Genomic DNA, 18989 nt, shown 5'->3' on the forward strand with positions numbered 1-18989 from the left:
CGAGAAGAACACTCACGAGAAGAGGGATCCTGATGTCTGACGACGTGTCCGCCGCCGGGACCGGCGGTGTCCTGGACCGTGTCGTGCGCCGGCGGACCCGGGTGGGTCTCGTCTCGGGCGGACTCGGCGCGTACTGGCCGCAGTTCCCCGGCCTGCTCGACCGGCTGCGGGAGTCGGCCCGGTTCGTGAGCGCGCGGTTCGAGGAGATGGGCTGCGAGGTCGTCGACGCCGGGTTCGTCTCCGATCCCCAGGAGGCCGCCGGGGCGGCCGAGCGGCTGCGCCGGGCCGACTGCGACCTGGTGGTCACCTTTCTGACGACGTATCTCACCGCCTCGATGGTGCTGCCGGTCGCGCAGCGCACGCAGACCCCGGTGCTGGTGATCGACCTCCAGCCGACCGAGGCCATGGACCACGCGCACACCGGCACCGGTGAGTGGCTGGCGTACTGCGGGCAGTGTCCGCTGCCCGAGGTCGCGCAGGTCTTTCGGCGCAGCGGCATCCCGTTCCGTTCCGTGTCGGGGCATCTGCACGACGAGAACGCCTGGACCAGGATCCGCCGGTGGATCGCGGCGGCCGGGGTGCGCGGGACCCTGCGGCACGGCCGGCACGGTCTGATGGGGCACCTGTATCCCGGCATGCTCGATGTCTCGACCGATATGACGCTGGTGTCCGCCCAGTTCGGCGGCCATGTCGAGGTGCTGGAATTCGACGATCTACGGGTGCGGGTGGCGGCCGTCACGGACGCGGAGGCCGCCGGACGGGTCGCGCTGGCCCGTGAGGTCTTCACGCTGGACGGGTCCGTGGACGAGGACGATCTGCTCTGGGCGGCGCGTGTCTCGGTCGGGCTGGACCGGCTCGTGGCGGACTTCGCCCTCGACAGCCTGGCCTACTACCACCGGGGTCTGGAGGGTGAGATCCATGAGCGGCTGGGCGCCGGCATGATCCTGGGGGCGTCGCTGCTCACCGCGCGGGGGTTCCCGATGGCCGGGGAGTACGAGCTGCGCACGAGCCTCGCCATGCTGATCGCCGACACCCTGGGCGCGGGCGGTTCGTTCACCGAGTTGCAGGCGCTGAACTTCCGGGACGGCGTGGTGGAGATGGGCCATGACGGGCCCGCCCACCTGGCGATCAGCGCGAAGGACCCGCTGCTGCGGGGTCTGGGCGTTTACCACGGGAAGCGCGGCTGGGGGGTCAGCGTCGAGTTCGATGTGACGCCGGGGCCGGTCACGGCGTTCGGGGTGGGCCAGGAGGCCGACGGTTCGTTCGTGCTGATCGCGTCGGAGGGCCGGGTCGTGCCCGGTCCGCTGCTGGAGATCGGCAACACCACCTCCCGGGTCGACTTCGGGTTCGACCCGGGTGAGTGGACGGACGCCTGGGCGGCCTCGGGCATCGGCCACCACTGGACGCTGTGCACGGGGCACCGGGCGAAGGAGTTCCGGGCGGTCGCGGACCTGCTGGGTGTCGTCTTCCGCGAGGTGACCGGGCCCACCGTGCTGTGAGGCGGGGGCTCCGGTTCAGCCGGCCGTCCCGGCGGCCGGGCCGAGTCCGAGCTCGTGCTCGCCGAGCGGCGCGAAGTGGCGGGCCACGTCCTCGTCGGTGACATGGGCGAGGTCCGCCGGGTTCCAGCGGGGGTCGCGGTCCTTGTCGACGATCTGGGCGCGGACGCCCTCCACCAGGTCGGGACCGGCGAACGCGACGGTCGAGACGCGGTACTCCTGGTCGAGCACGGCTTCCAGGGAGCCGAGGCGGCGGGCCCTGCGGACGGCCTCCAGGGTCACCTTGAGCGAAGTGGGCGACTTGGCCAGGATCGTCGCCGCGGTCTGCTTCGCCGCGGGCACGCCGTGGTCGGCGAGGCGGTCGACGATCTCCTCGACCGTGTCCGCCGGGTAGCAGGCGTCGATCCAGTCGCGGTGCGCGGCGAGCAGACCGCCGGGGGCCGCTTCCGCGTGTTCCGCGACGGCCGCCGTGACGGCCTCGGCCGTGGTGCAGGTGTCGAGACCGGCGAGGAGGGCGGGCAGGCGCTCTGCGGGGACGAAGTGGTCGGCGAGGCCGCACAGGAGTGCGTCGGCCGCCCCGATCGCCTCCCCCGTGAGTGCCAGATGGGTGCCGAGTTCGCCGGGGGCCGCGCCGAGAAGGCGGGTGCCGCCGACGTCGGGGACGAATCCGATGCCGGTCTCGGGCATGGCGATGCGCGAGCGCTCCGTGACGATCCGGACGGAGCCGTGGGCGGAGACCCCGACACCGCCGCCCATCACGATGCCGTCCATGACCGCCACGTACGGCTTGGGGAAGCGGGCGATCCGTGCATTGAGCACGTATTCGTCGCGCCAGAAGTCGAGGGAGGCCCGGCCACCGGCCAGGGCGTCGTCGCGCACGGCCCGGATGTCGCCGCCCGCGCACAGCCCCCGCTCCCCCGCCCCGGTGAGCACGACCGCCGCGACGGTGTCGTCGCCGGCCGCCTCGTCCAGCGCCCTCGCCAGGGCAAGCACCATGGCGTGGTTCAGCGCGTTCAGGGCGCGCGGCCGGTTCAGCGTGATGTGGCGGACACGTCCCTCGGTGTGCAGCAGGACGGAATCGTCGTGGTTCATGCGTGTGCTCCGCTCAGCACCGGTGCCGTACCGTCCGCCGGTCACGGACGATCTTCCGCTGCCATTGTGCGCGGCCCCGCGCGGGGCGGGACAGGAGGGGGTGGGCGGTCGCCCGCGCCGCCGATTGCCGCTGTGGCAGCCGTACGGAACCGGCCAGACAATTGAGGCACGCCGTACGGCAGTCCCGCCGGACGATCCTCGGAGCCGGAATGACCGATCACGACAGGCCGCCGATCATTCCCGTCCCGCCCCGCTCGCCCGCCGAGAAGACGCGCAACACGGAGACGGGGACGGCGGAGCGGCTTGCCATGAACCGCACGGGCAGTTTCGAGTGGGATCTCGACGCCCGGACGCTGGACGTGGACGAGGCGGGCCTGCTGGTCCTCGGCCTGGACCCGGCCACCTTCGACTCGCGTCCGGAGTCCCTCGCGGACCTGCTGGAGCCGGCGGAGCGCAGCCGTCTCGACGCGGCGATCGACGAGGCCATCAAGGGCGGGAGCAACTCCTACAGCGTGCACCTCCGGGTACCGCTGGAAGCGGGCGACCAGTGGACGCACATCCAGGCCCGCATCCTGCGCAGCGACGACGGCCGGGCGCACCGGGTCATCGGTCTGGTGCGGGACGCGACGGCGGAAGTCACCCATTCGGCCTTTGTGCTGGAACTGGAAAAACGCCGCCAGCGGCAGACCGACATCGTTGAACGTACGACGAGTGCCCTGTCGCGGGCCGTGACGGTGGACGATGTGACCGCCGCCCTGACGGGGCCGGGCGGGCTGGCCAGGCTGGGTGCGGACGGGCTGGCGCTCGGGCTGCTGGACAACACCGCCCTCAATGTCATCGCGCTGAGCGGCGAATCCCTGGAGGTCATCGACGAGCTGGGGACGGGCCGGCTCGACCGGGCGTTCCCGCTGGCCGACACGGTGCTGAGCGGCCGGCCCCGCTTCGTGAGCTCGCTCAGCGCGCTGACCCGGCGCTATCCGGTGCTGGAGCCGTACGTGGGGCAGCTGAAGTTCCAGGCGGCGGCCTATCTTCCGCTCGTCGCCCAGGCACGGTCCCTCGGCGGGCTCGCCCTCTTCTACCGCGAGCGCACGGCCTTCAACGCCGATGAGCGCAACCTGTGCCTGGGGCTCGCCGCCATCGTGGCGCAGTCCCTCCAGCGGGCCAAGCTGTTCGACGAGGAACGCGAGTTCGCCACCGGGCTCCAGTCCGCGATGCTGCCTCGGCGGATCCACGACATCGAGGGCGGTGAGATCGCCGTCCGCTACCACGCGGCCTGGAGCGGCCGGCAGGTCGGCGGCGACTGGTACGACGTGATCGCCCTGCCCAAGGACCGCTTCGGCATCGTGGTCGGCGACGTGCAGGGCCACGACACGCACGCGGCCGCGATCATGGGCCAGCTCAGGATCGCGCTGCGGGCGTACGCCGCCGAGGGGCATCCACCCTCGACGGTGCTGGCCAGGGCCTCCCGGTTCCTCGCCGAGTTGGACACGGACCGGTTCGCCACCTGCGCCTACGCCCAGGTCGATCTGGGAACCGGCACGGTGCGGGTGGTGCGGGCCGGTCATTTCGGGCCGCTCATCCGGCACATGGACGGCCGGGTGGGCACCCCGCAGGTGCGCGGCGGCATGCCGCTGGGCATCGCGACCGAACTCGGCGACGAGGAGTTCCCGGAGACCCGGCTCGACCTGGTGCCGGGCGAGACCCTGGTCCTGTACACCGACGGGCTGGTGGAGGAGCCGGGCGCCGACATCGACGCGGGCGTACGCACCCTGATCACCGAGGTCAGCGCGGGGCCGGCCGGCGCCGAGGCGCTGGCCGACCATTTGTCGGACCGGCTGTGGGAGCGCTGGGGCTCCGGTGACGATGTCGCGCTGCTGGTGCTGCGGCGCAGCCCGGACCCCGGTTCGCCCCGGGCGCCCAGGCTCCATCAGTACATCCACCAGGCCGACCCGGAGGGGCTGTCCGACGCGCGGACGATCGTGCGCCAGGCCCTGACGGACTGGGAGATGGCCGAACTCGCCGACGACGCGGAGCTGGTGACCGGGGAGCTGCTGGTCAACGTCCTGCTGCACACGGAGGGCGGGGCGGTGCTCACGCTGGAGGTGCTGCCCGAACCGGTGCGGAGGGTCCGGCTGTCGGTGCAGGACCGCTCCAGCGCCTGGCCCCGGCGCCGGACACCGGGCGAGACCGCCACCTCGGGCCGCGGTCTGCTGCTGCTGGACGCCGTCGCCACGCGCTGGGGCATCGAGCCCCGGGGCGAGGGCAAGGCGGTCTGGTGCGAGATCGGGCCCGCCGCACCGCCGGCGTCGCCCCCCGTGCACAGGGACGCGGTGCCCCCGGTGGCCGAGAAACCCGGCGGCGGACAGCGGTGAGGGGCGTGCCGCCCCGTGCGGGGCGGCACGCCCCTCGGCCGGACTCCCGGGCGCCTCAGGGCACCCGGAGCGCCGGACTACGTCAGTGCTGCGCGGTACGGCGCTTGCGCACGGACCACATGATGCCGCCGCCGGCCAGCAGCACGGCGACAGCCGCACCACCGATGATCGGGGTGGCGGACGACGAACCGGTCTCGGCCAGATCCGGCGAGCTGGGGCTCGGCGTGACTGCGGCGGGCGCAGACGGCGAAGCGGACTCGCTCGGCGTGTCGGTCGGGGTCGGCGTCGACGTGGTGGGCGTCTCCGAAGGCTTGGTCTCGGACGGCGTGGGCGTCGGCGTGGGCGTGCCCTCGCAGACCGGCGCCGTCTTCGTGTCGTCCTTCGAGTACTGGTCACCGTCGCCGGCCTTGACGACCAGATGCACCGTCAGCGGCTTGTCGTGCTCCGGCAGCGCGATCTTCTTGTCGAGCCCCCGGCCGAAGGTCTCCGTCGGCAGCAGGTCCTTACCGTCCACGGTGACGGTCACCTGGTTGGTGACCTTGTCGTTGTACGCGGTCAGGTGCAGGCTCACTTCGGTACAGGTCACGTCCCAGGTGGGGGTGTGAGCTGCGGCCGGGCCGGCGGAGAGGACCGCGCCGGACAGACCGACAACCGCAGCGGCGGCGAGCGTTCCCGCAGCGCGCCACGATCTCCTGGGTATGGTCATGGATTCTTCCTCCGCAGATGTTTCATCGCCTGAATGGCGGTGGAGCGCACAGTACTGCCCCCGTCCCCCCTGTGTGCACCCGCCCCACACGCGATTCGATGTCACAACTGAGCCCACATCGTCGTCGGTTGGTACATGCCGGACACCGGTGCCCGGACAGCCGCCGCCGCACGGTGGCGTGAAGTGAGCGTCCGGCGCCGGACCGTACCGGCCGCACCCGGCGGCACCCCGTCGCACCGGCCGCAGCGGGAGCCGTCAGAGCGCGCGGTGCATGATGTGCAGCCCGACGAAGCCCTTCGCCGGGTGGTCGAACCCCTCCGGCAGGGTCCCCAGGATCTCGAAGCCGAGCGACCGGTAGAGGCCGACCGCCGCGACGTTGGTCTCCACGACCGCGTTGAACTGCATCGCCCGGTACCCCGACTCGCGGGCCCAGTCCAGGCTGTACTGGCACAGGGCCCGCCCCACACCCTTCCCGGAATGCCGGGGATCGACCATGTAGCTGGCGCTGGCGATGTGCGAACCGTTGCCCATGTGGTTCCTGTTCATCTTCGCCGTGCCCAGGACGGTCCCGTCGTCGGCGACCGCGACCACCGCACGGCTCGGCGGCTTCACCAGCCACCAGTCCTGCCCGTCGGCCTCTCCCAGGTCGAGCGGGAAGGTGAACGTCTCGCCCGCGGCGACGATTTCGTGGAAGAACGGCCAGATGGCAGGCCAGTCCTCGGCGGTGGCTTCTCTGATCAACATGCGCAAAGAATGCCTGGTCAGCAGGATTTTGGCGAGCGCTTAGCTCCTGTCCCCGGCCGCCCCACGTCCCGTGCTCCCCCACGACCGGAGGAGGGTCCGGCTCCCGGCGGGCCGTGTCCGGTGGCCGCTGGGACGTGTCCGACGGCCGGCGGGCCCGGGGGCGCCGGGCACCGCAGCCGCCCGGGGCCGCCGGCCACCGCGCACGCCCCGCAGCCGGAGCCTCGCCAGCAGCCCGGCTGGCCGGGCCGCCCCAACCGGTCCCGGCGGCCCGCCCGTTCCCACCGGTTCGCCCGCCTCGGCCGGGGCGCCCGGGCCGACCGGCTCAGCCCGCTCGACCGAGTCCGCAGGCTCCGCCGGCACCCCCTGCCCCTCGCCCTCTCCCTCCGGTCCGGGCCGCCGCGTGTCCCCCGGGCGCGGAGCCGGGCGCAGTTCGCGGGCGTTGTCCAGCTCCATGACGAGGCTGATCCGGCGCCAGAGGATCTCGTCCGGTTCGTCGGCGAGCATCAGCCGCTCCCTCGCCTCCCGGCCGGCGATCGAACCCCGCCCGCCGAGGAGCGGTTCGGGCCGGACCCGGTTGAAGTAGGCCCGCTCGTAGGGGTCGTCCACCACTTCCGCCAGCTGGACGGGGTCCAGTGTCTGCGCGACCACCGCCGCGCGCGCCCAGGGGTCCTCGGTCAGCTCCAGCAGCCGCTCGACTCTGCGCGAGCGCCAGTTGCGCGGCCGGCAGTCCGCTCCGGCGGCCAGCCGCTCGCGCATCCAGGGCGGGCTGTTGCCCACCAGCAGCTCGGGCGAACGGGAGGCCAGCGCGCCCACCTCCTGGGCGAGATAGAGCCACACCACGGCCCGGTAGCGGTTGAGGCAGAAGGCGACGGGTGTGACGCATCCGGCGCGGGCAAGCCGGGTGAAACGGACTGTGCTGATCCCGAGCAGGGCGGCCCCCTCCGCCGTGCCCACCGTGCGCACCCGCGCCTGGAGCGTGCCGGGGAAACCCTCCTGCGACCGCAGGCGCTCGATCTCCTCGCGGCCGACCTCCGGCCGGCCGCCGTCCCGCCGGGCACGCGTCCTGACCGCGCCCAGCTGGACCGCCAGGTCGAACTCACCCCGTTTCAGCTCCAGCTCCACCGCCGCCCGGCTCGCGGCAACCGTCCGGCCGCCGTCGCCGCCCACTGCTTCCGTTGTCTCCGTCATCGGCATGACGCTGCTCCCCCGTGCGATCCGAATACTCTCCGTGATCACGGTAATACGGGGAAGTCAACTTCCGCCGAGCCTGTGGACAACTCCGGTGCCGGGCGCCGGGGCCGGTCAGAGCCGGTTGATCCCCGGGTCCCCGTCCTTCCGTGCGGCCACCTTGAGGTGCTCCCCGACCCGGTTGACCAGCAGCGTCATCTCGTACGCCACCTGCCCCACGTCGGCCTCCGCCTCACTGAGCACGCACAGGCAGCTGCCGTCCCCCGCAGCCGTCACGAAGAGCAGCGCCTCGTCGAACTCCACCATGGTCTGCCGTGCCTTTCCGGCCCGGAAGTGGCGTCCCGATCCCCGGGCGAGGCTGTGCAGCCCGGACGAGACGGCGGCCAGATGCTCCGCGTCCTCGCGGGCCAGTCCGGCGCTCGCACCGGTCACCAGGCCGTCGTTGGACAGCACCAGTGCGTGCCGTATGTGCTCCACCCGGCTGGTGAGATCGTCGAGCAGCCAGTCGAGTCCCCGGTCAAGCGCCATTCTGTTTCCTCCCCGTTCATGCGTTCCCCGTGCCCCACTTGAGCGCAAGCCTTGCGCACGGGTCACTCCGGGGCAAGCACCCTTCTGCACATCACCGGGGCGTTATCAGGACATGACGGCCAGGGCCCCCGGGCCGGCCGTCCTGCCGCGCGCGGCTCCGGAGGCGCCGTTCGTGGCGCCTACACTGGTTCACCTCGGGTGCGAGGAGTCAGCCCAGGCGGACGGGAGTACGAGAGTGTCGACAGGTGCCGGCGGCGGTTTCCAGGATCCGCCCGCAGAGGTGCTGGCCGAGGCGGCTGCCGCCTTCGGTCTGCTGGCGACGCCCGCCCGGCTGCACATCGTGTGGGCGCTGGCCCAGGGCGAGAGCGATGTGACCGGGCTCGCCGAGCGGGTGGGCGGCACGCTGCCCTCCGTGAGCCAGCACCTCACCAAGCTGAAGCTGGCCGGGCTCGTCCGCTCCCGGCGCGAGGGCCGGCGTCAGGTCTACCTGGTCGACGATCCCGATGTGGTGACGGTGGTCCGCCTGATGGTGGACCAGCTCGCGGCGCGGGCCGGGCACCCGCCCGCGCAGCCCGCGCGTATACGTGAACTCGGTGCCTGAGAGCGCTGCCGCGGCGGGGTCCGGACCGGTCGGCGAGCACGCGGCCGTCGTCGTTCCGCTGCCCGGCGCCACCCGCTCCCCCGGTCCCGACCCGGCGCCCGTCACCGCGATGACCTCGCTCCAGGTGCTGCGGTCGCTGGACAGCGGCCCGAAGGGTCTGCCGGAGCAGCAGGCGCAGGAACGGCTGACACGGTTCGGTGAGAACGTCCTGCCAGCGCGGCGCCCGCTGTCCTGGCCCGTGCGCTTCGTACGGACCCTGCGCGACCCCTTCACCTCCGTGCTGCTGTGCCTGGGCCTGGTCTCGGCCGCGGTGAACGCCTGGGGCACGGCCGCGGTGACGCTGGTGCTCGCGGTGGTGAGCTGTGTGCTGCGGTCGGCGGAGGAGCACCGGGCCGACCGGGCCACCGCGGCGCTGCGCGAGCTGGTGGCGACGACCGCGACGGTGCTGCGCCGAAGTTCGCCGGACGCGGTGCCGCAGGCCCGCGAGGTGCCGGTCGGGGAGCTCGTGCCGGGCGATGTGATCCTGCTCGGCCCGGGGGACCTCGTACCCGCCGATGTACAGCTCCTGCGGGCGAGCGGCCTCACCGTGCATCAGTCCGCCCTCACCGGGGAGTCCGCGCCGGTCGCGAAGCATCCGCTGGACGCGACGGACCGGGCCGGGCCGGCGGTGCGGGACGCGGCCGGCGCGGGAGCGGGCGTCCTCGCCCGGCCGCAGTCGTGTTTCCAGGGCAGCAGCGTGGCGACCGGCAGCGGGACGGCCGTGGTGGTGGCGACCGGTGCGGACACCCGGTTCGCGGCCGCGTACGACCGCTCGGCACGCCGTCGTGGCGCGAGCGCGTTCGACCGGTCGGTGCAGGGGATCTCCTGGACGCTGATCCGGTTCATGCTGCTCACCCCGCCGCTGGTGCTGATGGCGAACGCCGCGCTGCGCGGGCGGGGGCTGGAGACGCTGCCGTTCGCGGTCGCCGTCGCGGTGGGGCTGACGCCCGAGATGCTGCCGGTCATCGTGACGACGGCGCTCGCCCGGGGTGCCTCGCTGCTCGCGCGCGACAGCGGGGTGATCGTCAGACAGCTGCCCGCCCTGCACGATCTGGGCGCGATCGATGTGCTGTGTCTGGACAAGACCGGCACCCTCACCCAGGACCGGCCGCTCGTCGACGGATCGCTCGGCCGGGCGGGCGAGGCCGATCCGCAGGTGCTCCACTGGGCGGCCGTCAACGCGCTCTGGACGCTCCAGCTGGCGGACCTGCCCGCGCCGGACGTCCTGGACGAGGCCGTTCTGGACGCCTGGGAGAAGCGGAGTGCGCAGGGTGCCCCGCCGTGCCTTCCGGTCGAGGCGTACGACGCGGTGGCGGCGCTGCCGTTCGACCCGGTACGCCGGCTCTCCACGGCGGTGGTCCGGCGGCCCGGCCGGCTCGGCGCCCATGTCCTGGTGACGAAGGGGGCGGTGGAAGCCGTCCTGGAGCGGTGCGACCTGGACCCGGCGGAGCGGGAGCGGCTGACCGCCCTGGCGGACCGGAAGACGGCCGACGGTTCGCGGCTGCTGGCCGTCGCCCGTACCGAGCGGGCCGCACGGCTCGGCCCGTACACCCCGGCCGACGAACGGGGGCTCTCCTTCCTCGGCTTCGTCTCCCTGCACGACGCCCTGACCCCGAGCGCCTCGGACGCGCTGGCGGTGCTGCACCGCCGGGGCGTCACGGTGAAGGTGCTCACCGGCGACCACCCGGGCACCGCCGCCCGCGCCTGCCGGGATCTCGGGCTCCCGGCGGGCGATGTGCTGTGCGCGGAGGAGATCGACGCACTGTCCGACGGTGAACTGGCCGGCGCGGCCGGGCGGACGGCCGTCTTCGCCCGCTGCACCCCCGCGCACAAGGCCCGGATCGTCGCCGCGCTGCGCGGCTCGGGCCACACCACCGGCTTCCTCGGCGACGGGGTCAACGACCTGCCCGCGCTGCGCGCCGCCGATGTGGGCATCTGCCCCCGCAACGCCGTCGATGTCGTACGGGAGACGGCCGACGTGGTCCTCGCGGAGAAGGATCTCGGGGCCATCGACCACGCGATCACGGCGGGACGGCGCAGCAGCGGCACCATCGCCGCCTATCTGCGCATCACGCTGTCGTCGAACCTCGGCAATGTCATCGCGATGCTCGGGGCGGGTCTGCTGCTGCCGTTCCTGCCGATGCTCCCGGCGCAGGTCCTGGTGCAGAACCTGTGCTTCGACGCGGCGCAGCTCGCCTTCGCCTTCGACCGGCCCTCGTCCTCGGTGCTGCGGGGGCCGACCGTGCTGCGCCCCAGGGACTTCCTCCGGTTCATCACGGGCTTCGGTCTGCTGAACGCCGCGGCGGACCTGGCGACCTTCGCCGTGCTCGCCCTCGCACTGCACGGCTCGCCGGCGGACGGCCAGGCTGCCTTCCACTCCGGCTGGTTCACCGAGAACCTCCTCACCCAGGCCCTGGTGATGCTGCTTCTGCGCACCGGCAGGCGCAGTGCCTGGGGCGGCGGGGGCGGGCCGCTGCGGGCGGCGGCGGCCGGTCTCGCGGCCGTCGGCATCCTGCTGCCGCTGACCGGGCTGGGCCCGCTGCTGGGCATGAGCGCGCTGCCGCCGCTCTATTACCTGTTGCTCGCCGGAGTTCTCGCGCTGTACGCCTGTGCTCTGGGAGCGGCCCGCAACCGCTACGAACGGATCCGGGGGACCTCATGACCGCGGCGAGTACCGGCCGGTGCGACACGGACACGGCGACCGCCGGACGGCCCTCGGTACGGGTGCGGCGTGCCACCGCCGATGACATCGGGGCGCTGGTGCGCCTGCGGGCGCTGATGCTGGACGCCATGGGGACGGACACCGGGGACGAGCACGCTCCCTGGCGGGCCGACGCGGCGCGCTGGTTCGCCGACCGGATGCCGATGGCCGACGCGTTCGCCGCGTTCGTCGTCGACGATCCGGAGCTGGGTGTGGTGGCGTGCGCGGTGGGCGCGTGCGACGCGCACGCGCCGAGCCCGGCCAACCCCAGCGGACTGCACGGCCATGTCCCCAATGTGAGCACCGATCCGCTGCGGCGCAGGCGCGGCCACGCGCGGGCCTGCGTGGCCGCGCTGCTCGACTGGTTCCGTCGGGAGACGCGGGTCACGGTGATCGGCCTCAACGCCACCGGGGACGGAGCCGGTCTGTACGAGTCACTGGGCTTCGAGGCGCCCCTGCACCCGGCGCTGCAACTGCGGACGGCCCCCGGGCCGGTCCGAGCCGGGCCCGGCGGTTCGGCGGCGGCCGGAAGGTCGCGGGGGTACGGCAGCGGGGCGGAGGCCGTGGCGGTTCAGCCGTACGAGAGGTCGCTGCACGGGTCGTCGTCGGCCGAGCGTGCCTCATCGGTGACGGCGGACGGGACGGCGGGTGCCGCCGAGGCGGCGGGAGCGGGCGACGGGTCGGCCGCGTAGTCCCGGCCCACGATCACCTGGATTCCGGGGCCGGCCGACTCCGTCACCCGCGCGCCCCCGAACAGCCGGGCGGTGGTCTCGGCCGCCGCCCGCTGTCCGGGGCCGTACTCGACGACGGTGGCGGCCTGGTCCTGGGCGTTCGCGGTGGCCGTGCCGGTGACGGTGAAGCCGTGGGTGCGCAGGAGTTCCGCCGCTCGGGCCGCCAGCCCGTTCACGGTGGTGCCGTTGTAGACGGCGACATCGATGCCCTTGCCGGAGACAGGGGCGGCCGGCGAGGACTTCTCGGGTGAGCCGCGATCGTCGCGCGCCTTGCCCGCCGTGGCGCGGCCGTCGAGGGTGCGGTCGGCCTTGAGCGCCGCCCACAGCGCGTCGGCGTCCGGCTCCACGACGGCGACGCGCGCGCCCTCGTAGCGCCAGGGCACCGTGACGAACTTGGTGTTGTGCAAGTCGATGTTCTTCATCGACATCACGAAGGAGAGGAGTTTGTCGGCCGATCCGAGCCCCGGGTCGACGGTCATCGCGTCGGTGGCGGCGTCGGCCAGCGGGAGCAGGGTGGTGGGGTTGAGGCCGCGGGACTTGACCTTCTTGATCAGGGAGGCGACGAAGGCCTGCTGCCGCTTGATCCGCCCTATGTCGGAGCCGTCGCCGATGCCGTGCCGCAGGCGTACGTAGTCGAGGGCGCGCTGTCCGGAGACGGTCTGCGGCCCCTTGGCGAAGACCAGGGAGCCCTGGGTGGGGCGCTTGGGGTTCAGGTCGCGCTCGTGGATGTCCTGCGGAAGGCAGACGGGCACGCCGCCGACGGCCTTGGTCAGGGCGGAGAAGCCGGCGAAGTCGATCACGACCGTGTGGTCGACGCGCAGCCCGGTGAGATGTTCCACCGTGTTCTGGGTGCAGGCGGGATTGCCCTCGGCGGTCTCCCCCACCGAGAACGCCCCGTTGAACTGGCTGTGGGGCCGGGGCGCCGTCCAGGCACCGCCGGGCTTCTTGCAGGCCGGGATGTCGACCATCGCGTCACGGGGCACGGACACGGCGACGGCGTGCTTGCGGTCGGCATAGACATGGAGCAGGAACACGGTGTCGGAGCGGCCGACCGCGCCCGTGCTGCCACCGAGGCCGCTGTTGTCTCCCGCGCGGGTGTCCGACCCGATGACCAGGACGTTCTGTCCGCCGGCCGTGCCGGGCGGCCGGTCGCCGGAGATCCCGTCGGCGCTGAAGGTGTCGATGCTGCCGGTCAGCTTGAGGTAGCCCCAGCCGACGCCGGCGACGAGCAGCACGAGGAAGGACAGCCCGAACATCGCCGTCCTTCGCAGCCGGCCTCCCCGCCCTCCGGCCGCTGTCCCCTTGCGACTGCCTGCCATGCCACCCCGTTCGTCCGGCTGCCACGGAGGGTTGCCACCGCCCGCCCCCATGGTTGTACAGTTGCGCAATGTAGCAAGTGTCGGTGTCCGGGTGGATCACCGGTTCGCGTCCATCGTCGGTCCGATCCCCTGTCCGCACACGGCTGCTGGAAACATTGACCGGAAGACATCTGCGGAAAGGGCGTCGGCTCATGCTGCGCAACGGCCTCGAACCCTGGCACCTGCTGATCGTGGCGATCGTGGTGCTGGTTCTCTTCGGCTCGAAGAAACTACCGGACACCGCCCGCGCCCTGGGCAAATCCATGCGGATCCTGAAGAGTGAGGCCAAGGCCATGAAGGAGGACGCACCGCAGTGAGCCGCGCGCCCGCGCTCTCCTCTGCGCTCGCACCCGTCCGCCATTTCATGGATTGCGCAATCAGGGAACCATAGGGGAACAGCCGTCGTTTCTTTCCGTGACGGCCGTACGAGCGCCGGGCGGCACCACACCGGCCGGCGCACCACCGGATTATTTGGAGGAAGTTCATGGGTGTGACCCTGGCCAAGGGCGGCAACGTCTCCTTGTCGAAGGAGGCGCCCGGCCTGACCGCGGTGACGGTCGGCCTGGGCTGGGACGTACGGACGACCACCGGCGCCGACCACGACCTCGACGCCAGTGCGCTGCTGTGCTCGGAGACCGGCAAGGTCCTCTCCGACCTGCACTTCGTCTTCTACAACAACCTCAACAGCCCTGACGGCTCGGTCCAGCACACCGGTGACAACCTCACGGGTGAGGGCGAGGGCGACGACGAGTCCATCAACGTCGACCTCTCGGCCGTCCCGGCGGACGTCGCGAAGATAGTCTTCCCGGTCTCCATCCATGACGCCCAGAGCCGCGGCCAGAGCTTCGGCCAGGTGCGCAACGCGTTCATCCGCGTGGTGAACCAGGCCAACGGCGTGGAGCTCGCCCGCTACGACCTCAGCGAGGACGCCTCGACGGAGACGGCGATGGTGTTCGGCGAGCTGTACCGGCACGGTGCGGAGTGGAAGTTCCGCGCGGTCGGCCAGGGGTACGCCTCCGGCCTGGCGGGCATCGCGTCCGACTACGGCGTCAACGTCTGACGCGTACGTACGCGAAGGGGCCCCGGCCCCGCCCCGGATCACCGGCGGCGGGGCCGGGGCTCCGTCATTTCCCGGCCGGCGTACGGCTGACGGCACTCGGCCACCAGGCCCGGGGGCCGATGTCCACGACCAGGGCCGGCACCAGCAGCGACCGCACCACCAGCGTGTCCAGCAGCACCCCGAAGGCCACGATGAACGCGATCTGGGCGAGGAACGCAAGCGGGATGACGGTCAGCGCGGCGAAGGTGGCGGCCAGCACCACACCCGCCGATGTGATGACCCCGCCCGTGCTGACCAGGCCCCGCAGCACACCCTGCCGCGCCCCGTGGGCGAGCGCCTCCTCCCGGACCCGTGACATCAGGAAGATGTTGTAGTCGACGCCGAGGGCCACCAGGAAGACGAATCCGTACAGCGGAACGGACGCGTCGGTGGCACTGAATCCGAAGGCGTGCCGGAAGACCAGCGACGAAACCCCCAGGGTCGCCAGGAAGTTGAGGCCCACGGTGGCCACCAGCAGGACCGGGACCAGGACGGATCTCAGCAGCCCCATCAGGATCAGCAGAATGATCACGAGCACCACGGGCACGATGACGCCCCGGTCGCGCTCGGCCGTCCTCTGCGTGTCGTACTGCTGGGCGGTGTAGCCGCCGACGAGCGCGTCCGCCCCCGCGACCCCGTGCACCGAGGTGCGCAGGCGCCGGACGGTGGCCTTGGCGGCGTCGCTGTCGACGGCGTCCCGGAGCGTCACGTCGATGCGGACCCGGCCGTCCACCACGAGGGGCGCGCCCCCGCCCGGACGCCCTGACGCCGTGACGGGCGCGGCCGAGGCCACGCCGTGCGTCTTCTCGGCCGCGGCGGTCACCTCCTCGGCCCGGCCCGCCGCGGCGACCACGACGGCGGGGTTGCCCGAGCCGCCGGGGAAGTGCCGGCCGAGGGTGGTCTGCGCCGAGACCGACGGGGCGTCGTTCACGAAGATCTCGTCGAGCGGGACGCCCTGCGACTTCAGCGTGGGGGCGAACGCCGCGCAGACGACGAGGACCAGGGCGGTGGAGAGCCACACCCTGCGCGGGGAGCGGTCGACCCGCGCCGCGATCCGGCGCCAGACGCCGTGGCCGCCCGCCCCGTCCGCCATCGGGCGCGGCCGGGCCGGCCAGTACGCGGCCCGGCCGCACAGGACCAGGACCGCCGGCAGGAACGTGAGCGTGCTCAGCACCGCGCAGACGATGCCGATGGCGCCCACGGGCCCGAGGGCCCGGTTGTTCGTCAGGTCGCTGAACAGCAGGGCGAGAAGGCCGAGTGCCACGGTGGCCGCACTCGCCGTGATCGCCCCGAAGGACCGGCGGAGTGCGGCGAGGGCGGCGGCGGACCGCTCGTCGTGGCGGGGCAGTTCCTCCCGGAAGCGCGCGGTGAGGAGCAGCGCGTAGTCGGTGGCCGCCCCGATCACGAGGATGGACAGGATGCCCTGGATCTGGCCGTCCACACGGACGACTCCGCGGTCCGCCAGGACGTACACGACGGCGCAGGCGAGGCCCAGGGCGAGGACCGCGCCGATGATGATCAGGAACGGCAGCAGCAGACTCCGGTAGACCAGCAGGAGGATCAGCAGCACCGCCGCCAGCGCCACGCCCAGCAGCAGGCCGTCGATCCCCGCGAACGCGTCCTTCAGATCGGCCTGCGTCGCCGCGGGCCCGGCGATCTCGGCCGTCGTACCGGGCACCGACCGCGCGGCGGCGCGGACCCGGTCGAGCGTGTCCGGGAGCGCGTCCCCGAGATCGGAGCGCAGGGGCACGACGCCGGAGAGGGCCTTGCCGTCGTCGGACGCCAGCGCGGGGGACGGAGCGCCGGCCACGCCGGGTTCTCCCGCCAGGGAGGCGAGCGCCCGGGTGGCCACCGCCCCGCCGCCGTCCGGAAGTCCGTCCCGTCCGGCCGTCCACACGACGATCGCGGGGACGGTCCCCGACCGCTGGAACGCCTTCTGCGCGTCGGCCACCCTGGTCGACTCGGCGCTGCGCGGCAGGAACGCGCCCCGGTCGTTCGTCGCCACCTCCCCGAGCTTTCCGGCGTACGGGCCCAGCGTCCCGCCGATGCCGAGCCAGACGACGAGCAGGGCTACGGGCACCAGCCATCGGACGATGCGGTGCCGAGGTGCGGCCTTCATTGCTACCCCAGAGGTCGACGCACAACAGATTTCCCTCGATCATTAACTATCTCAATGATCAAGAGATATTACTCTAGGGGTATGCGCACCGCAGACGAAAGCCCGGACAGAGGCACGAGCGACGGCCCCACGGGGCTCCAGTCGTTCGCTGTGCTGCTGCGCCGTATGAATGGCGAGTTCAACCGCCTCACCCACGAGTTCGCGCAGTCCCAGGGGCTGCACCCGACGGATGTGCAGGCGCTCGTGGCCATCCTCGACGCCGAGCACGGCGAGGCCGGTATGGCCATGACCCCGGGGCGGCTGCGCGACCAGCTGGATCTCACCTCGGGTGCGGTGACGGCATGCCTGGACCGGCTGGAGCGCGCGGGCCACATCCGGCGCGTCCGGGACACCGGCGACCGGCGGGTGGTGCATCTGCACTACGCGCCCGCGGCGAAGACGGTCGCCCGCGACTTCTTCATGCCGCTCGCGGCCGGAACGGACGCGGCCCGCAGACAGTTCGACGAGGACGAACTGCGCGTCGTCGTGCGGTTCCTGCACGCCATGAACGACGAGCTGGCGCAGGTGCGCAGCGCGAAACGCCCGTCGTAGGCGCGATCATGTGCGTATGGCCGACGACCACGCACACGTACAGGACTTCTTCACCGCCCGCGCGGCGGACTGGGACACCCGCTTTCCCGGGGACGGCCCGGCCTTCGCCGCCGCGGTCCGCTCACTGGGGCTGCGTCCCGGTGACGCCGTGCTCGACGCGGGGTGCGGTACGGGACGGGCGCTGCCCGCGCTGCGTGCCGCGGTCGGCCCCGGGGGCACGGTGCTGGGCGCCGACCTCACCGCGGCCATGCTGGAGGCCGCGGTGCGCGCGGGCCGGAAGGACTGCGGGCCGCTGCTCCAGGCCGACGTGGCCCGGCTGCCGCTGCGGTCGGGGTCGTTCGACGCGGTGTTCGGGGCCGGGCTGATCTCGCATCTCTCGCCCCCGGGGCCCGCGCTGGCGGAGCTGGCACGCGTGGTGCGGCCGGGCGGCCTGCTCGCGCTGTTCCACCCCATCGGGCGCGCCGCCCTGGCCGCCCGGCACGGCCGGCGGATCACCGAGGACGATCTGCGGGCGGAGCCGAACGTCCGCCCGCTGCTGGCCCGTTCGGGCTGGCGGCTGTTCTCGTACGCCGACGAGGACGCCCGCTTCCTCGCGCTGGCCGAACGGACGGGCTGACGCCCGCGCGGTCAGCCGGTCTGCGCGTCCGGGCGGCGGAGGTCGCGGACCGGGCAGGCGCCGACGCCGGGGGTGGGGAACGTCCCGAGTGCGGCCACCTCGTAGCCGCGCGGGTAGCCCTTGATCTCCGGGTTCTGCCGGGCGTAGTGCGGGGTGGTGCGCGGCGGGAGCAGTCGGACCGCGCGGGCCCTGAGCCGGAGCGCGCCCCGGGTGAGCGCGCGGGCCGCCGGGCCCGGACGCTCGTACCGGAAGGCCCGCAGCAGCGAGTCGTCCAGGAGCGCGAGGCTCGCGCCGCGCACGACCGGGGCGAGGGAGCGCGGGTACCAGGAGGCCATCAGCGCCAGCGTGGCGTCCGAGACCGCACGCGCCCCCTGGTCCCATCCGAAGTGCTCGGCCTCGTAGAGATCGAGGGTCCGCTCGAAGTCCTCGTAGCTGCCGGGCAGGTCCTTGATGCCCATGTGGGCGCCCAGGGTCCTGTAGTACGCCGCGCACGCGCGCAGTTCGTGGTCGCAGAGCCTGCGCCACCCGTAGGCGTCGAGCCACCGCTTCGGGGTGACGACGAAGGTGCACAGGACATAGCGCATGTCGTCGTTGCTGATGTCGTAGCTGCCGTGCATGCGGTTGATCCGGCGGATCGCCGTGCGCCCCGGGTCGCTGTCGAAGCCGTGCTCGACGACCGTGTCCAGGAGGAGCGCCGTGTCGTCGTACCGCTTCTGCGAACGGTCCGTCAGCTCCGCCGTGTCCGCGAGGAGACGGCCGATGCTGGGGACGGCATAGGTGCGGTACAGGGCCAGTTCGAGGGCACGGGTGATGTCCCAGGGGAATTCGTACGTCGCCGTGATCCGGTAGATCTCCAGGAAGTCCCGCTCCGGATCGAGGCGTTGGATTTCCTTCAGCCGGTCGTAACGCTTCACGCGCCGTCCCCCTTGTCCGCCAGGTCGAGTGTCCAACCCTACGTGCGGGGGCAATACCGAGAGTACGCACGACGCACCGAGGAGAGGACCGTTC

General features: G+C 72.8%; 16 protein-coding genes and 1 pseudogene. 9 read left to right on the forward strand and 8 right to left on the reverse strand.

What is annotated here, in order from left to right; genetic code table 11:
* Positions 1-32: 32 nt before the first annotated feature.
* Positions 33-1499, forward strand: coding sequence for an L-fucose/L-arabinose isomerase family protein (locus RLT58_RS01305; RefSeq protein WP_311308480.1), 1467 nt, complete (start codon positions 33-35; stop codon positions 1497-1499).
* Positions 1500-1514: 15 nt separating this feature from the next.
* On the opposite strand, the gene RLT58_RS01310 is transcribed toward RLT58_RS01305, so the two are convergent.
* On the reverse strand, positions 1515-2588 hold the full coding sequence (locus tag RLT58_RS01310; RefSeq protein WP_311308481.1) for an enoyl-CoA hydratase/isomerase family protein: 1074 nt from the start codon (positions 2586-2588) through the stop codon (positions 1515-1517).
* A gap of 209 nt (positions 2589-2797) precedes the next feature.
* On the opposite strand from RLT58_RS01310, the gene RLT58_RS01315 reads away from it, so the two are divergent.
* Complete coding sequence (locus RLT58_RS01315) at positions 2798-4960, forward strand: SpoIIE family protein phosphatase (protein ID WP_311308482.1); 2163 nt, start codon at positions 2798-2800, stop codon at positions 4958-4960.
* 82 nt (positions 4961-5042) lie between these two features.
* Here RLT58_RS01315 and RLT58_RS01320 read toward each other — a convergent pair whose 3' ends face one another.
* From RLT58_RS01320 to RLT58_RS01335, 4 genes are all read right to left on the reverse strand, one after another.
* Positions 5043-5666 carry an LAETG motif-containing sortase-dependent surface protein gene (locus RLT58_RS01320; protein ID WP_311308483.1) on the reverse strand — a complete coding sequence of 208 codons (624 nt, stop codon included), beginning with the start codon at positions 5664-5666 and terminating at the stop codon, positions 5043-5045.
* A 255-nt stretch (positions 5667-5921) separates the two neighbouring features.
* A complete protein-coding gene (locus tag RLT58_RS01325; protein ID WP_311308484.1) occupies positions 5922-6410 on the reverse strand; it encodes a GNAT family N-acetyltransferase in 489 nt (162 codons plus the stop codon).
* Between the two features lie 39 nt (positions 6411-6449).
* A complete protein-coding gene (locus RLT58_RS01330) occupies positions 6450-7598 on the reverse strand; it encodes a DUF6397 family protein (RefSeq protein WP_311308485.1) in 1149 nt (382 codons plus the stop codon).
* Positions 7599-7712: 114 nt separating this feature from the next.
* Complete coding sequence (locus RLT58_RS01335; RefSeq protein WP_311308486.1) at positions 7713-8126, reverse strand: roadblock/LC7 domain-containing protein; 414 nt, start codon at positions 8124-8126, stop codon at positions 7713-7715.
* Positions 8127-8361: 235 nt separating this feature from the next.
* Between RLT58_RS01335 and RLT58_RS01340 the strand changes: the two genes are divergently transcribed.
* The 3 genes and pseudogenes from RLT58_RS01340 to RLT58_RS01350 all read left to right on the forward strand — a co-directional run.
* On the forward strand, positions 8362-8727 hold the full coding sequence (locus RLT58_RS01340) for an ArsR/SmtB family transcription factor (protein ID WP_311308488.1): 366 nt from the start codon (positions 8362-8364) through the stop codon (positions 8725-8727).
* Positions 8720-11428, forward strand: coding sequence for a magnesium-translocating P-type ATPase (gene mgtA / locus RLT58_RS01345; RefSeq protein ID WP_399130702.1), 2709 nt, complete (start codon positions 8720-8722; stop codon positions 11426-11428). The genes RLT58_RS01340 and mgtA overlap by 8 nt, the downstream gene beginning before the upstream one ends.
* A gap of 203 nt (positions 11429-11631) precedes the next feature.
* Positions 11632-11901, forward strand: a pseudogene (locus RLT58_RS01350) (GNAT family N-acetyltransferase); the annotation flags it as partial.
* Between the two features lie 137 nt (positions 11902-12038).
* Here the strand turns inward: RLT58_RS01350 and RLT58_RS01355 are convergent.
* Positions 12039-13454, reverse strand: coding sequence for an LCP family protein (locus RLT58_RS01355; RefSeq protein ID WP_311308490.1), 1416 nt, complete (start codon positions 13452-13454; stop codon positions 12039-12041).
* A gap of 254 nt (positions 13455-13708) precedes the next feature.
* On the opposite strand from RLT58_RS01355, the gene tatA reads away from it, so the two are divergent.
* Together tatA and RLT58_RS01365 are read left to right on the forward strand one after the other, a co-directional pair.
* Complete coding sequence (gene tatA, locus RLT58_RS01360) at positions 13709-13873, forward strand: Sec-independent protein translocase subunit TatA (RefSeq protein WP_311308491.1); 165 nt, start codon at positions 13709-13711, stop codon at positions 13871-13873.
* Between the two features lie 167 nt (positions 13874-14040).
* A complete protein-coding gene (locus tag RLT58_RS01365; protein ID WP_311308492.1) occupies positions 14041-14616 on the forward strand; it encodes a TerD family protein in 576 nt (191 codons plus the stop codon).
* Between the two features lie 64 nt (positions 14617-14680).
* Here RLT58_RS01365 and RLT58_RS01370 read toward each other — a convergent pair whose 3' ends face one another.
* Positions 14681-16774, reverse strand: coding sequence for an MMPL family transporter (locus RLT58_RS01370; RefSeq protein ID WP_311308493.1), 2094 nt, complete (start codon positions 16772-16774; stop codon positions 14681-14683).
* Between the two features lie 81 nt (positions 16775-16855).
* Between RLT58_RS01370 and RLT58_RS01375 the strand changes: the two genes are divergently transcribed.
* Together RLT58_RS01375 and RLT58_RS01380 are read left to right on the forward strand one after the other, a co-directional pair.
* A complete protein-coding gene (locus RLT58_RS01375; protein ID WP_311308494.1) occupies positions 16856-17365 on the forward strand; it encodes a MarR family winged helix-turn-helix transcriptional regulator in 510 nt (169 codons plus the stop codon).
* A gap of 16 nt (positions 17366-17381) precedes the next feature.
* Positions 17382-17981, forward strand: coding sequence for a class I SAM-dependent methyltransferase (locus RLT58_RS01380; protein WP_311308495.1), 600 nt, complete (start codon positions 17382-17384; stop codon positions 17979-17981).
* Between the two features lie 11 nt (positions 17982-17992).
* Here the strand turns inward: RLT58_RS01380 and RLT58_RS01385 are convergent, their stop codons facing one another.
* Positions 17993-18895 (reverse strand): oxygenase MpaB family protein, encoded by a 903-nt coding sequence (locus tag RLT58_RS01385; RefSeq protein WP_311308496.1) that lies wholly within the window; start codon positions 18893-18895, stop codon positions 17993-17995.
* Positions 18896-18989: the final 94 nt, after the last annotated feature.

This window comes from Streptomyces sp. ITFR-16 (assembly GCF_031844705.1).
GTDB lineage: Bacteria > Actinomycetota > Actinomycetes > Streptomycetales > Streptomycetaceae > Streptomyces.

Excerpts from the sequence above, each read along its gene's own strand:
- RLT58_RS01305 (WP_311308480.1), top strand. The coding sequence starts at position 33 with ATGTCTGACGACGTGTCCGCCGCCGGGACCGGCGGTGTCCTGGACCGT.
- RLT58_RS01310 (WP_311308481.1), bottom strand. The coding sequence starts at position 2,588 with ATGAACCACGACGATTCCGTCCTGCTGCACACCGAGGGACGTGTCCGC.
- RLT58_RS01315 (WP_311308482.1), top strand. The coding sequence starts at position 2,798 with ATGACCGATCACGACAGGCCGCCGATCATTCCCGTCCCGCCCCGCTCG.
- RLT58_RS01320 (WP_311308483.1), bottom strand. The coding sequence starts at position 5,666 with ATGACCATACCCAGGAGATCGTGGCGCGCTGCGGGAACGCTCGCCGCC.
- RLT58_RS01325 (WP_311308484.1), bottom strand. The coding sequence starts at position 6,410 with ATGTTGATCAGAGAAGCCACCGCCGAGGACTGGCCTGCCATCTGGCCG.
- RLT58_RS01330 (WP_311308485.1), bottom strand. The coding sequence starts at position 7,598 with ATGACGGAGACAACGGAAGCAGTGGGCGGCGACGGCGGCCGGACGGTT.
- RLT58_RS01335 (WP_311308486.1), bottom strand. The coding sequence starts at position 8,126 with ATGGCGCTTGACCGGGGACTCGACTGGCTGCTCGACGATCTCACCAGC.
- RLT58_RS01355 (WP_311308490.1), bottom strand. The coding sequence starts at position 13,454 with ATGTTCGGGCTGTCCTTCCTCGTGCTGCTCGTCGCCGGCGTCGGCTGG.
- tatA (WP_311308491.1), top strand. The coding sequence starts at position 13,709 with ATGCTGCGCAACGGCCTCGAACCCTGGCACCTGCTGATCGTGGCGATC.
- RLT58_RS01365 (WP_311308492.1), top strand. The coding sequence starts at position 14,041 with ATGGGTGTGACCCTGGCCAAGGGCGGCAACGTCTCCTTGTCGAAGGAG.
- RLT58_RS01370 (WP_311308493.1), bottom strand. The coding sequence starts at position 16,774 with ATGAAGGCCGCACCTCGGCACCGCATCGTCCGATGGCTGGTGCCCGTA.
- RLT58_RS01375 (WP_311308494.1), top strand. The coding sequence starts at position 16,856 with ATGCGCACCGCAGACGAAAGCCCGGACAGAGGCACGAGCGACGGCCCC.
- RLT58_RS01380 (WP_311308495.1), top strand. The coding sequence starts at position 17,382 with ATGGCCGACGACCACGCACACGTACAGGACTTCTTCACCGCCCGCGCG.